Source organism: Streptomyces sp. NPDC020192, assembly GCF_044388685.1.
Classification (GTDB): domain Bacteria; phylum Actinomycetota; class Actinomycetes; order Streptomycetales; family Streptomycetaceae; genus Streptomyces.
Genome location: NZ_JBIRXG010000026.1, coordinates 1 through 12968 on the forward strand (window position 1 = coordinate 1; position 12968 = coordinate 12968).

The following is a 12968-nucleotide window of genomic DNA, read 5'->3' on the forward strand; positions in this document are numbered from 1 at the left end:
CCAGGAGAGCCGGACGGCCACTCCTGGGGAACCACTGAAGGCAAGCCCTGTTCAGCCACATCCGACCCTCCCGGGCCACCCAACAACTTACGGAGCCCCGTTGAGCCTCAGCTACCGCCAGCCTGGTGTCGTCCTCACCGACCGTCGCTTCACCGTGCCCCTCGACCATGCCGACCCGGGCGGCGAGACCATCGAGCTGTACGCCCGTGAGGTGGTCGCGAGCGACAAGGCCGGGCAGGACCTGCCCTGGCTGCTCTACCTCCAGGGCGGACCCGGCTTCGGGGCGAATCGTTTCGTCGGACGTCAGGCCTGGCTCGACCGCGCCCTGAAGGACTACCGCGTCCTCCTCCTCGACCAGCGCGGCACCGGCAGCTCCACGCCCGCCACCCGACAGACGCTCCCGCTGCGCGGCGGCCCGGCCGAGCAGGCCGCCTACCTCGCCCACTTCCGCGCCGACTCCATCGTCCGGGACTGCGAGGCCGTTCGCCTCGAGGTCACCGGCGGCACCCCCTGGACCGTGCTCGGCCAGAGCTTCGGCGGCTTCTGCACGGTGTCGTACCTCTCCCTCGCCCCCGAGGGTCTCACCGCCGCCGTCATCACCGGCGGCCTGCCCTCCCTGCGCGCCCACGCCGACGACGTCTACCGCGCCGCCTACCCGCGCATCGAGCGCAAGGTCACCGCGCACTACGCCCGCTATCCGCAGGACGTCGAGCGGGCCCGCCGTATCGCGGACCACCTCCTCACGCACGAGGTGGTCCTGCCGAACGGCTACCGGTTCACGGCCGAGGCCTTCCAGTCCCTGGGCCTGATGCTCGGCGCGAGCGACGGCAGCCACCGGCTGCACCACCTCCTGGAGGACGCCTTCGTGCGCACCCCGGGCGGCCCGGAGCTGTCCGACGCCTTCCAGGAGCAGGCCCAGACTCTGCTGTCGTACGCCGGCCACCCCCTCTACGCCCTCGTCCACGAGTCGATCTACGGCCAGGGCGCCCGCCCCACCGCCTGGGCCGCCGAGCGGATCCGCGCCGAGTTCCCCCAGTTCGACGCGGCGAAGGCCCTCGCGGGCGACGCCCCGGTCCTCTTCACCGGCGAGACGATCCACCCCTGGATGTTCGACACCGACCCCGCCCTGCGCCCGCTGCGCGAGACGGCCGACCTGCTCGCCGCCCGCCCCGACTGGCACCCGCTGTACGACCCGGCCCGGCTCGCCGCCAACGAGGTGCCGGTCGCCGCCGCGATCTACCACGACGACATGTACGTCGACACGGCCCACTCCCTGGAGACCGCGCGGGCCATCCGTGGTTTGCGGACGTGGGTGACCGACGAGTTCGAGCACGATGGGCTGCGGACGGGGGCGCCGAGGGTGCTGGACCGGTTGTTGGCGTTGACGCGGGACGAGGCGTAAAGCGCCGGGCGCCGGATCAGTGTGCCGCCCATGACCGAGCCGAAGATCAGCCAACTCCAGCCCATGCCCGCCGACTGGCAGCGCGCCCTCGCCGTGGTGGCCCACCCCGACGACCTGGAGTACGGCTGCTCCGCTGCCGTCGCCGCCTGGACCGAATCCGGCCGCGACGTCACCTACGTACCGGCGCCCCGCGGCGAGGCCGGCATCGACAGCCTCGACCCCGCCACCTGCGGTCCGTCGCACGAGCGCGAGCAGCGGGCCAGTGCGGCGGTGGTCGGCGTCGGCACCGTGGAGTTCCTCGACCACCGGGACGGCGACACCTGGGGCGACTTCGCCTGGAACACCCCGGACCACGTTGCCGTGGGCCGGGCCACCCGGAGCCCTGGAACGGCGTTCGCTGCTCGAACACCGCACCTACATCGAGGCGTTGACCGACCAGGACCCCGAGACGCACGTCCGCGACGTCCCGACCACGCAGACCACCGCCAACGCCGCACGCTTCGGCGACATGCCGGCGGTGACCTTCGAGGTCTTCAGCCGATGACCGAGCGCTTCCGCAGGTCAGTAGGCTTGTCGTCATGCCGGAACTGATAGCCGACCTCTCCGACCTGCGCGGTGACTGCGCCCAGTGCTTCGGGCTGTGCTGTGTCGCCCTGCCCTTCGCCAGGTCCGCCGACTTCGCACGCGACAAGCCGGCCGGCACGCCGTGCCCGAACCTCCAGGGCGACCACCGCTGCGGCATCCACGCCGATCTGCGGAAGAAGGGCTTCACCGGCTGCACCGTCTACGACTGCTTCGGCGCCGGACAGAAGGTCTCGCAGGTCACCTTCGGCGGGCAGGACTGGCGTACCGGGTCCAAGGAACACACCCGCCGGATGTTCGACGCCTTCCCGGTCGTACGGCAGCTGCACGAGCTGCTCTGGTATCTGACCGAGGCGCTCGGCCTGCCCGCGGCCCGGCCCGTCCACGCCGATCTGCGCAGGGCGCTGGCGGAGACCGAGCGGCTGACCCGGCAGACCCCCGAGGAACTGGCCGCGCTGGACGTCGCGGCGCACCGGCAGCAGGTCAATGTGCTCCTGCTGCGCACCAGCGAACTGGCCCGCGCGGGAAGCAAGAAGGGCAAGGGGAAGGGCGGCGGGAAGGACCGGCGGGGCGCGGACCTCATCGGGGCCCGGCTCCGCGGCGCCGACCTGCGCGGGGCGAGTCTGCGGGGCGCGTATCTCATCGCAGCGGACCTCACCGGTGCGGATCTGCGCGATGCGGACATGATCGGTGCGGATCTGCGGGACGCCGACTTGAGTGATGCGGACCTCACCGGCGCGTTCTTTCTCACCCAGCCGCAGGTGAATGCTGCGCGGGGCAGTGCCGGTACTCGGTTGCCGGGGTCAGTCAGCCGGCCGGCGCATTGGGCAACCAGCGGGTGAGATGTTCGGCTGTGGCTCCGTTGTGGTTTCTCGCGCCCACGCGGCGGTAGCCGCAGATTGAGCACAGCCCCGCGCCCCTTCGGGGCGCTTGTGCAACCCCAGTCGCAACCCCTCCGGCATCACCGTCAGGCGCTCAGTGACCCTCAGCTGGTAAGCAGGGTCGGCCTTCAGGTCGTAGCGGCGGAGCAGCAGGCCGAGGACGAGGGTTGCCTCGTGCAGGGCGAACTGGCGGCCGATGCAGGCGCGGGCACCGGTGCCGAAGGGCTTGAACGTGTGCGGGGGACGGGCTCGTACGGCGCTCGCGTCGAAGCGGTCCGGGTCGAAGCGCTCGGCGTCCTCGCCCCACACCTCGGGGTCGCGGTGCAGCATCGGGGTCAGGACGAGGGCCCAGGCGCCCCGGCGCATCGGATGGTCGCCGGCGAGCATCGTGTCCTGGCGGGCCTCGCGGGCGAAGGCGGGGGCGGTCGGCCAGAGGCGCAGCGATTCGTCCAGCACCCGGCGGACGTAGCGCAGCTTGGCGACCTGGTCGTAGCCGGGCTGGTCGGTGTCGCCCCAGACGCGGTCGACCTCGGCACGGGCGCGGGCGGCGATCTCCGGGTGGCGGGCGAGGTAGTACAGGGCGAAGGAGAGCGCGCCCGAGGTGGTCTCGTGGCCCGCCACCAGGAAGGTGATCACCTGCCTGCGGACGTTCTGCGGCGACAGCTTCTCGCCGGTCTCCGGATGGGCCGTGTCCAGCATCCGGTCCAGCAGGTCGCCGTCGCCCCGCCCGGACCGGCGCCGGGCGGTGACCAGGTCGTCGACCGTGCGGTTGAGGTGGGCCATGTCGGCCGCGTTGCGCCGGGCGGCGGCGCGCAGCAGCAGCGGGGCGACCGGTGCGGGCACGCTGTTCAGGCGCTGGGCGTAGGTGAGGGTGCCGATCATCGCGGTGACGAAGGGGTGCGGGCGGTCCCGCTCGAGGGAGCCGAAGTCGTGCCCGAAACCGGTGCGTGCGATCGTCTCCAGGGTCAGCTTGGTCATGTCCCCGGGCACGTCCACCGTGCGCCCGGCGGCCGCCTCCCGGTCCCAGTGGGCGGTCAGCCGGTCGGCGACCGCCAGCATCATGCCGTGGTAGCCCTCCATGGCCTCCCGGCTGAAGCCGGGCGCCAGGACGTCGTGCGCCAGTTGCCAGTTCGGCTCGTGGTTGTAGGCGGTGAACAGTCCGTCCCCGGCGACCGGCCGCAGATTGGCCACCCCGAGCCCGACGTGCTTGGCGAACCGGGACTCGTCGGCGATGTCGGCGGCGAGCCGCGCTCCCCAGACGAACACGAACTCCTTGCCGAAGGCCCGCCGCCGGAAGATGGGGCCCAGGTCGTGGGCGAGGCGCATCGAGTCCTGCACCGGGGTGCGCCGGTTCACACCGAGGACGTCGCCGAGCAGCGGCACCCGGCGTGGCGGATGCGGGATGCGGTCCAGCTCCGGCCAGCCCAGCCCGGCGCTGCGGAAACCCCTGGGCAGTTCGGTTTCTCCGGTGTGCGTCGTCTCCGCCATGACGCCGATCTCCCTTGATCCAGCGAACTGTTGAGCCGTGCCGCCCACGTGTTGTACGTGAGTTCAATAACCGGTGCCAGTCTGGTCCGCTTGTTGAACCGACGTCAAGTAAAGTGGCGCCATGCCCGCGAACCAGGGGGAGCGAGCCCGGCGCAGACTCAGTACGGCGGAACGCCGTGAGCAGCTGCTGTCGGTCGGCGCGAAGCTGTTCTCGGAGAGCCCCTACGACGAGGTGTGGATCGAGCAGGTCGCCGAGATCGCCGGGGTCTCCCGGGGCCTGCTGTACCACTACTTCCCGACCAAGCGGGACTTCTTCGCGGCGGTCGTGGAGCGCGAGAGTGAGCGCATGCTGCGCATGACGGCGGCCGAGCCGGGCGTGCCGGTGCGCGAGCAGCTCGCCGCCGGCCTCGACACCTACCTCGGCTACGTCCGCGCCCACGCCCATGGCTTCCGGGCCTTCCATCGCGCCGACGCGGCCGGCGACCAGGCCGTGCGCCGGGTGTATCAGCGGGCCCTGGCCGCCCAGGAGAAGCAGATCCTGGCCGCGCTCGCCGCCGACCCCGAGTTCGGGCCCGCCCTCGAGACCGCTCCCCATGTGCGGCTCGCCGTGCGCGGCTGGCTCGCCTTCACCACCGCCGTGTGTCTGGAGTGGCTGCGCGAAGGGGAGTTGAGCCAGGAGCAGGTGCGCGATCTGTGCGCGCGGGCGCTCCTGGGGGTCATCGCCTAGTCCCCCTTGAGTAGGGGAGTGGTTGGCGCACGTCCCGATCTCCGATAGGTTAGGCAAGGCTTACCTAAGGAGGTTTCGGGATGGGTGACGGGATGGGTGACACGCAGGACTGGACGGCCGCACCCGGCGCGGCGGAACGGGCGCGATCGGTGCTCGCCGTCGCCTGGTCGTGCGCGGTGACCGCGGACGGCGCCCGCGAGGAGTACGTCGGCGCGCACGCCGTGACCGACGACGGCGCCGTACGGCTCGCGGTGCCCGACGACAGCGCCCTGCTCACCGCCGCCGTCTGCGCCCCGCGCCAGGAGCCGTCCGCCGTGCTGGAGTTCGCCGACGTCGCCCCCGTACCGCTGCGGGGCCGGATCCGGGCCCGGCTCTATCTGGCGGGCTGGTTCGCCGCGGACGCCGGCGAGCTGCTGTTCCGGCCCACCCGGGTGGTGCTGCGACAGTCGTCCGGGGCCGTGGTCGTCGACCTCGACGAGTTCGCCGCCGCCCGGCCCGACCCCCTCGCCGGCGCCGAGGCCCGGCTGCTGACCCACCTCGCCGACGCCCACCCGGACGCCGTCGAGCGGCTCACCCGCCTGGTACGACCCGAGAGCCTGCACGCCGCGACCCGCGTGCTGCCCCTCGCCGTCGACCGGCACGGGCTGACCCTGCGCATCGAGCGCACCCGCGCCCACGGCGACGTACGCCTGCCCTTCCACACCCCCGCCGACGACGTCACCCAGCTCACCGAGCGCATGCACGCCCTCCTTGCCCAGGCGAGCGCCGCCGGCTGCCCCCGGGCGCTACAGCGGCAGCGCGCAGACGGCGACCGGTGAGGCGAACGGCTCGCCGGCCGGGGTGAGTTCGCCGGCCGAGGAGTCGACGTGGAAGACGGTGACCGTCCCCGAGCGCTGGTTCGCCGCGAACAGCAGAGCCCCGTCCGGCGAGAGGGCGATCTGCCGGGGGAAGTCCCCGCCCACCGGCACCGTGCCGAGCAGTCGCAGCCGGGCGCCACCGGCCTCGACCGCGTACCGCGCGAGGCTGTTGTGGCCCCGGTTGGCCAGGAACGCGAACCGGCCGTTCGCCGTCACCGCGAACTGCGCCGGGTAGTTGGTGGCGCCGCCCTCCGCCCCCGTGGACTGTGGCGCGCCGATCGCCAGACGCCCGGAGGCGGGGTCGTAGGCGCAGACGGCGGCCGTGTCGTCCACCTCGTTGGCCAGGTACGCGTACCGCCCGCCGGGATGGAAGGTCAGATGACGCGGTCCCGCCCCGGGCCGGGTGTGCGCCTGCGCCACCTCTGTGAGCGTGCCCTGGGCCTCGTCCAGGCGGTAGGTGTAGACGGTGTCGGTGCCGAGGTCGACCGCGAGGACATGGCCGCCGTCCGGGCTGGTGATGAACTGGTGTGCGTGCGGCCCCTGTTGACCCGGTCCCGGAGCCGGCGACGTGTGCGTGACCAGGTCGGTGCGCTCGCCGAGGGCACCCGAGGCGTCGATCGGGTGCACGGCCACGCTGCCCGACCCGTAGTCGGCGCTCAGCAGCCAGCGCCCGGAGGGATGCACCGACAGATGGCAGGGGCCCGCGCCGCCCGTCCTCCGGGTGCCGAGGATCCGCCGGTCCGCGAGGCGTACGGCCGTCACCGCGCCGTCGGTCCGCTCGTCCACCGCGTACAGCGTGCGCCCGTCCGGATGCACCGCGAGATACGACGGGTCGGGGACCCCGGTGAGCGTGCCGGACCCGGTGATCAGGCCGGTCACCGGGTCGTACGCGACCAGCCCGATGCCGGTGCCGCCGCCGTCGACGGAGGTGTAGGTGCCGACGTACAGAGGGCGGGGCCGAGTCGGTGGGTCGTCAGCAGGCGGATGTCCGCCGGCCGGTGCCGGGCCGGCCGGCGGGGCCGCCGGGGACGGCACCGCCACCACGGCCGCCGTGCCCGCCACGGCCCCGACGAACCGGCGCCTGCTCCAGCGCCCGCTCCCCGCCGCTTCCTCCGTGCCCATGCCGCACCTCAGGTCGTCACTCGCCCCGGTCGTGACAGCCACCTTGGCCCCGGCCGGCCGTCAACGGCAAGCAAGGCAACGGCGATTGCACGGAACGCAACCCGATTCACCACTCGCCGTCCTCCACCGGCTTGCCCGGGGCGTCCTTCAGCGGCTGCACCTGGCCGGCGGACGGCGCCTGCCAGGGGTCCAGGTCGTCCCCGAGCCAGTCACCGACCGGCTTGACCGCTTCCAGCGTGTCCGTGGGCGCCAGATCCCCGGCGTCGGCGTCGTAGTAGTCGTACCAGGGCAGTCCCGCGCTCGTGTACGCCGCCCGGTCCACCGGTGACGGCGGGGGCGCCTCGCCCGTGATGCGCCGCCAGTCGGGCGGCGTGACCAGGTGCACGAACACGCGCCCGGCGGGCTGCTCGGACCAGTCGGTGAGCGGCCGGTCGTCCCGGTACACCTCCTGGCGCATCGAGCCGCCGACCCCGAGACCCAGGGCGGCGGGCAGGGGCCCCGCGGCACCGGGCGCGGCCGGACTCGGCGCGGACATCATCATCGGCGCGCCGTACCCGCCCGACGGCCCGGCCGCCAGGGCCCTGCGCCGGGACGCCGCCTGCTCCTCCTCACGGCGCCGCCACTCGGCGAGCAGGTCGTCCCGCAGCGCGAACGACTGGAGCTGCACCCCGCCCCACGCCTCCTCGCCGGTGACCTGCCCCTCCACCGTCGCGCCGAGCCCCAGCGGCACCGCGACGAACTGCCGGACCGTCCCCTTGCCGGAGTTGATGCCGTCCAGCCAGGGCTGGCGGGGGAGCGCGACGTAGTTCTGCGGATCGCGGGTGAGGCGGTCGCTCCAGGGCTTGCCGGAGACCGCGCACACCTTCCCGACGCCGACCTGGAGCGCGGCCGGTTCCGTCGTCCCGGAGAAGCTCAACCACATCGCCTCGCGCAGATACATCGGCAGCATCACTCCGCCGCGCGCCCGCCACTCCTCGGGCACCCGGTCGGCGTGGTCGGCGATCCGCCGGACCGGGAACTCGCCCAGCCCCGGCGGCAGCGGATGCGTGCCCGTCTCGGGCAGCCGCAGCGTGCGGATGAACCGCACCACCGCCCCGCCCGGCAGGAGCAGCCTGTTTCCGTCGATCCGCACCTGTGCCCCGGCCATCCGGTCGTCCCCCTCGCCTCGCTCGTACGGTGAGAACGCTCACCGTCAGTGAGATCGTTCCCCCTCACGTTCGCCGAACCCCGTACGGTTCCGCCACAGCTCGTCCTGGACGCCGAGGCGCTCCCGCAGCCGGGTCATGCGCGGCAGCTTGGCCCGGTGCTCCCGGGAGACCTTGTCCAGTTCCTCCAGCAGGCGGCGGGTGCGGTGCTCGGTGTTCAGCTCGTCGATGATCCGGTTCGCCTCGGTGAGCACGGCGCCGAGCAGCTGCCAGTTCGACCAGTCCCTGCCGACCTCCTCCCGGAGCAGCTCGGCCAGCCGGTCGCGGGTGCCGGCCGCGGTGTGCAGCTCGGCCGTCAGACGGGCCTCGGCCGACTCGGCGTTCTCGCTGAGATGGGTGGTGACCAGCACCGCGAAGCTGACCACCGCGTCGCCGATCTCGGACAGCAGCTGCGCCACGGTCGCCCCGACCCCGGACGGGAACAGCTCCTCGGACCCGCGGGCCTTCGCCAGATCCGTGAAGGAACGGGCCAGCACCCGCAGGACCACCGTGCAGATCTCCAGCGTGTCGAGGCCGGTGCGCAGCACCACCCGGTGCAGCAGCCCCTCCTTGACCCGCGGGTTGAGCCGCAGGCTGTCCTCGGCCTGCCGCAGCGACGCGTCCACCTGGGCGATGTGCTGGTCCAGCAGCCGTGCCTCGTGCAGCCGCTCGGCCGCTCGTTGCCACGGGGTTCCGCCCGCGGCCTCCTCACCCATCCGCAGCATCAGCTGCCGCAACCGGCGTGCCAGGTCCTCGATCGAGCGGCCCGCCTCCTCCACCCACACCGGGGGCGGCAGCAGCAGATTGCAGGCCGTGCCGACGACCGCGCCGATCAGCGTCTCCACGATCCGCGCCCAGGCGGTGAACCCGACGGTGGTCACCCCGAGCACCAGCATGGCGCTGATCGCCACCTCGGCCACGTACTCGTCGACCCGCACCAGGTGCCCGACGGCCAGCGCGGCCACGATCAGCAGCGCCAGGCTCCACCAGGTCAGGCCCACCAGCACGCTGAAGGCGATGGCGACCAGCACCCCGGCCACCACCGAGTTCACCCGCCGGATGCCGTTGGTGAGGGTGGCGTAGAAGGTCACCTGGACGACCAGCAGCGCGGTCAGGGGCGCGGTGAGGGGCGCCGGCTCGGGGCTCAGCCGGAGGGCTACGACGTAGGCGATCGTCGCCGCCGTCGCCGACCGCAGCGTCTGGACGACCACCGGCTCCCGCCGGCGCTCCAGCAGGCGCGGCAGTCCCGCGGACCACTTCCGTACGACGTGCATCCCTTGCCGTGTTCCCGTTCCCGGCACCCGCCGAACGCACCCGGTCGGGGGCCTGGGTCCACGAGGCGCATGCTGCCTGGTCGGGGGGCTGAGGTCGGTGGTGCGGTCGTCGCACGGTCGGGTGTCCGGGGTGTGCGGGGGACCTGGGGTGTAGGGCGCGCCGCGATGGTCGGAGGGCCGGGGTCTACGACGCGCTCGCCGACCCACCGGGAGCCCCAGGGCTACGACCCCGATGCCGCGCGGTTGCGTGAGCGGTAGCCGGCGACTTTCGCCAGGTTGCCGCAGCGGTCCATGGAGCACCAGCGGCGGCGGCGGGCCTGGGAGTCGTCGAGGAAGAGCAGGGAGCAGTCGGGGTTGCCGCACTCCTTGACGCGGTCCAGCAGTGGGCCGCCGACCAGCAGGACGGCGTCGCGGGCCACGGTGGCGAGGGCGGCGCGGGCCGGTTGGCGGGCCGCCCAGCGCCGGGGGCCCAGCTGGGGCGCGAGGTCGGGCCGGGCCGCGACCTCATTGACCAGCGCCACGTCCGCGACCTCCGGCTCGCGCCCGGCCATCGCCGCCCGCAGCACGCCGTACACCGCCTCGCGCAGTGCGCGCGCCCCGGTGAGGTCGCGTGGGCCGACCGTGATCGGCTCGTCCCCCACCGCCAGGCCCGCCTCGGTGATCCAGCGCGCCAAGGCAGCGGGGTCGGGGATCCGTTCGACGGGGGTGGCGTGCCGCTTGCCGAGCGTCGCGACGAAGTCGAGGCACGGGCGGCCGCCGAAGAAGGGGAAGGCGAGTGCGGACTCCGCTGGCTGGCTCATGGCGGCAGCCTACCGCGCGACACCATTTCATGAGGTTTCTTGACACCGGTTGAAGCAGTGTCGCAAAGTGACACCACTTCAACCGGTGTCGGCATGGGGCGGCGCCGGAGTCTTCCGAGCAGGGGTGGGTGTGTCATGCGAGCGGTGCGGATCGAGGAGTTCGGCGGGCCCGAGGTGCTGGTGCCGACGGAGGTGCCGGACCCGGTGCCCGGCCCGGGGCAGGTGCTGGTGCGGATCGCGGCGGCGGGCGTGAACCGCGCGGACGCGCTGCTGCGTGCCGGTTCCTACCACCGGGCCGGGCGGCCCCCGCTGATCCCGGGCGCGGAGGCGGCCGGCACCGTGGCCGCGCTGGGCGAAGGAGTCACCGGATTCCGCGTCGGGCAGCCGGTGATCGCGTTCAACGGCGCCGAGTCACCCGGCTACTACGCCGAGTTGGCCGCGGTGTCCGCCCGCCAGGTGGTCGCGCTGCCCGACGGCCTGGACCCGGTCGAGGCGGCGACCCTGCCCATCGCCTGGCTCTCCGCCTGGTACTGCCTGCGCAGCCTCGCCCGGATCACCGCGGGGGAGACGGTCGTGGTCAAGGCCGCCGCGAGCGGGGTCGGCACGGCGGCCGTGCAGATCGCCGCCGAGGCCGGCGCCCGGGTCGTCGCCCTCGCCAGGTCGGCCGAACGGGCGACATGGGCGGGGAAGTTCGGGGCGTCCGACGTCGTCGACACCTCCCGGTACGCCGGTGACGGGGAGGTCGAGGAGGTGCTGCGGCTCACCGGCGGACGCGGTGCCGACGTCGTCCTCGACACCGTGGGCGGCGACTCCCTCGGGCGGAGCCTGCGCGAGACCGCGCACGGCGGCCGGGTCGTTTCCCTCGCCAACGTGGCCCTGGCCCCGAGCACCCTGGACACCCGCGACTTTTACCCGAAGAACATCGCGATCCTCGGCTTTCAGCTCACCAACCTGCAACTCCACGGCGGCTACGATCCCCGCCCCGACCTGCGTGAACTCGCCGAGCGCGCGGCCGCCGGCGCCTACCGGGTGCCGGTCGAGACCGTGCTGCCGCTCGAGCGGGCCCGCGACGCGCACGAACGGCTGGAGAGCCGGGACAACCGGGGCAAGATCGTGCTCAGGGTGGAGTGAACCGGCCGTCGGGCCCTGGGGCTTCAGACGTACAGCTTGTCGAGGAACGCGTGCAGATTGCCCGTGGCGCGGGCGATCTGCTCCTCGAGCGTCAGGCTCTCCTCGATCCGGATGCCCGACTCCGGGATCTTCCTGCCCCGCACGTACAGCGAACACGCCAGGTCGGTGCACATGTACAGACCGACCGAGTTGCCCTCGCGTCCCGCCGGTCCCGCCTTCCGTGCGGTCATCAGCGACACCCCGCCGCGCGGATGCGTGGTCAGGCACACCGAGCACATGCTGCGGTGCAGGAACCCGCGCTGCGAGGCCTGGAAACGCAGGGCGACGCCCATGAGTCGTTCGTCCCGTTCGGTGACGAGATAGCTGCGGTCAGGCGCGCCCGGATCCCGCCAGCCGAGGAAGTCCAGGTCGTCCCAGGGGCGTTCACCGAGGTCGCGTGGGACCGCCAGCCGCTTGGCCTCCCCCTTCGAGCAGTTGACGAAGGAGTCGCGGATGTCCTGCTCGGTGAGCGATTTCATGGGGGAAGTCCTTCGGGATCGGTTCGGGATGCGGTCCGGCGTCCTGCCGTACCTAGGATGTCTAGGTTTACGGCTAGCGTATGTAGCCATGGGGAGGGTGGGCCAATGGATTTCCGGTACGGGCTGCAGCCACCCCCAGGACGGGCGACGCCCGGCTCGACCGCGGGCACGAGCAACCCCCACGCACCCGCAGCCGACGACGCGCCCTACTCCGGTGCCTCCCGCACCCCCGCCTCCGGCGGCCACACCCCCGGCGCGAGAACCCCCAACGCATAGGCCCGGGCGACCAGTTCGGTGCGGTTGGCCGCGTTCCAGCGGGCGGACAGCCGGCGTAGGTGATAGGTGACGCCGTCCCTGCTGAGGCCCAGTTCGCGGGCGGCGGTGGCCGTACTCGCGCCGCCCGCCAGCAGGGCCAGCACCCGGCCCTCCACCGGGGTGACCCGGGCCGCCGGCTCCGGTGCGGGCGGCGCGCACTCGCCCCGCACCCGCAGCATCACCAGGAGGGCCGGTGTCTCGTCCACGGTGTCGCTCACCGGGTCCGCCGTCAGCTCTCCGAACCGCTCCGCCCCGCCGGGCGCGCGCCAGCGTACCGACACCTGGTAGCGCGAGCGGTGCCGCAGCCGCAGTGCCTCGGCGATCCGCTCCACCTGGCCGGCCTCCTGCGGGCGGAACAGCCCCAGTACGTCCCGGCCGCGCAGCCGCCCCGGTGTCGTACCGCACTCCGCGGCCATCGCGGGATTCGCCAGCACCACCAGGCCGTACACATCGCACACCGCGACCGGCACCGACACCCGGTCGAAGACCATCAGGGCCCGGTTGCGCCAGACGACCGCGTCGGCCCGCCCCAGGTCCATGCCCACCTCCCGACGTGTCGAGCCACCACCTCGTCCAGGCTCACCCGAACTCATCCAAGACGAACATCCAGGTCAGCGGCAAACCGCCGCCCGCGCCTCCGAGCCCCGGACCCGTGCCCGGCGCAAGCCCCGCAACCAAGTTTTGACT

Annotated in this window: 12 protein-coding genes and 1 pseudogene; 6 read left to right on the plus strand and 7 right to left on the minus strand. The window is 73.2% G+C overall.

Annotated elements, in window-relative coordinates; genetic code table 11:
* The first annotated feature begins 100 nt into the window (after nucleotides 1–100).
* From ACH47Z_RS36370 to ACH47Z_RS36380, 3 genes and pseudogenes are all read left to right on the plus strand, one after another.
* Nucleotides 101–1402 carry an alpha/beta fold hydrolase gene (locus ACH47Z_RS36370; RefSeq protein ID WP_399081511.1) on the plus strand — a complete coding sequence of 434 codons (1302 nt, stop codon included), beginning with the start codon at nucleotides 101–103 and terminating at the stop codon, nucleotides 1400–1402.
* 30 nt (nucleotides 1403–1432) lie between these two features.
* Nucleotides 1433–1946: pseudogene (locus tag ACH47Z_RS36375) on the plus strand (PIG-L deacetylase family protein).
* A 34-nt stretch (nucleotides 1947–1980) separates the two neighbouring features.
* Nucleotides 1981–2826 carry a pentapeptide repeat-containing protein gene (locus ACH47Z_RS36380; RefSeq protein WP_399081513.1) on the plus strand — a complete coding sequence of 282 codons (846 nt, stop codon included), beginning with the start codon at nucleotides 1981–1983 and terminating at the stop codon, nucleotides 2824–2826.
* Here ACH47Z_RS36380 and ACH47Z_RS36385 read toward each other — a convergent pair.
* Nucleotides 2788–4353 carry a cytochrome P450 gene (locus ACH47Z_RS36385; RefSeq protein ID WP_399081515.1) on the minus strand — a complete coding sequence of 522 codons (1566 nt, stop codon included), beginning with the start codon at nucleotides 4351–4353 and terminating at the stop codon, nucleotides 2788–2790. The genes ACH47Z_RS36380 and ACH47Z_RS36385 overlap by 39 nt on opposite strands.
* Nucleotides 4354–4474: 121 nt before the next feature.
* Here ACH47Z_RS36385 and ACH47Z_RS36390 point away from each other — a divergent pair, with 121 nt between their 5' ends.
* Together ACH47Z_RS36390 and ACH47Z_RS36395 are read left to right on the plus strand one after the other, a co-directional pair.
* A complete protein-coding gene (locus ACH47Z_RS36390) occupies nucleotides 4475–5080 on the plus strand; it encodes a TetR/AcrR family transcriptional regulator (RefSeq protein WP_399081517.1) in 606 nt (201 codons plus the stop codon).
* Nucleotides 5081–5172: 92 nt separating this feature from the next.
* Nucleotides 5173–5898, plus strand: coding sequence for a DUF2470 domain-containing protein (locus ACH47Z_RS36395; RefSeq protein ID WP_399081678.1), 726 nt, complete (start codon nucleotides 5173–5175; stop codon nucleotides 5896–5898).
* Here ACH47Z_RS36395 and ACH47Z_RS36400 read toward each other — a convergent pair.
* The 4 genes from ACH47Z_RS36400 to ACH47Z_RS36415 all read right to left on the minus strand — a co-directional run bounded on the left by ACH47Z_RS36400 (nucleotide 5866) and on the right by ACH47Z_RS36415 (nucleotide 10317).
* Entirely contained in the window at nucleotides 5866–7059 is a 1194-nt protein-coding gene (locus tag ACH47Z_RS36400; RefSeq protein ID WP_399081518.1) for a lactonase family protein, read from the minus strand. The genes ACH47Z_RS36395 and ACH47Z_RS36400 overlap by 33 nt on opposite strands.
* Nucleotides 7060–7165: 106 nt before the next feature.
* The gene (locus ACH47Z_RS36405; RefSeq protein WP_399081520.1) at nucleotides 7166–8206 is read right to left on the minus strand and encodes a hypothetical protein; all 1041 of its coding nucleotides are present in this window, start codon (nucleotides 8204–8206) and stop codon (nucleotides 7166–7168) included.
* Nucleotides 8207–8251: 45 nt separating this feature from the next.
* The gene (locus ACH47Z_RS36410) at nucleotides 8252–9517 is read right to left on the minus strand and encodes an aromatic acid exporter family protein (protein ID WP_399081522.1); all 1266 of its coding nucleotides are present in this window, start codon (nucleotides 9515–9517) and stop codon (nucleotides 8252–8254) included.
* Between the two features lie 221 nt (nucleotides 9518–9738).
* A complete protein-coding gene (locus ACH47Z_RS36415; RefSeq protein WP_399081524.1) occupies nucleotides 9739–10317 on the minus strand; it encodes a CGNR zinc finger domain-containing protein in 579 nt (192 codons plus the stop codon).
* A 135-nt stretch (nucleotides 10318–10452) separates the two neighbouring features.
* On the opposite strand from ACH47Z_RS36415, the gene ACH47Z_RS36420 reads away from it, so the two are divergent.
* Nucleotides 10453–11448 (plus strand): zinc-binding alcohol dehydrogenase family protein, encoded by a 996-nt coding sequence (locus tag ACH47Z_RS36420; protein WP_399081526.1) that lies wholly within the window; start codon nucleotides 10453–10455, stop codon nucleotides 11446–11448.
* Between the two features lie 23 nt (nucleotides 11449–11471).
* Here the strand turns inward: ACH47Z_RS36420 and ACH47Z_RS36425 are convergent, their stop codons facing one another.
* Nucleotides 11472–11966 (minus strand): FBP domain-containing protein, encoded by a 495-nt coding sequence (locus ACH47Z_RS36425; protein ID WP_399081528.1) that lies wholly within the window; start codon nucleotides 11964–11966, stop codon nucleotides 11472–11474.
* Nucleotides 11967–12172: 206 nt separating this feature from the next.
* Nucleotides 12173–12820, minus strand: a complete 648-nt coding sequence (locus ACH47Z_RS36430; protein WP_399081530.1) for a LuxR C-terminal-related transcriptional regulator — start codon at nucleotides 12818–12820, stop codon at nucleotides 12173–12175.
* Nucleotides 12821–12968 lie beyond the last annotated feature (148 nt).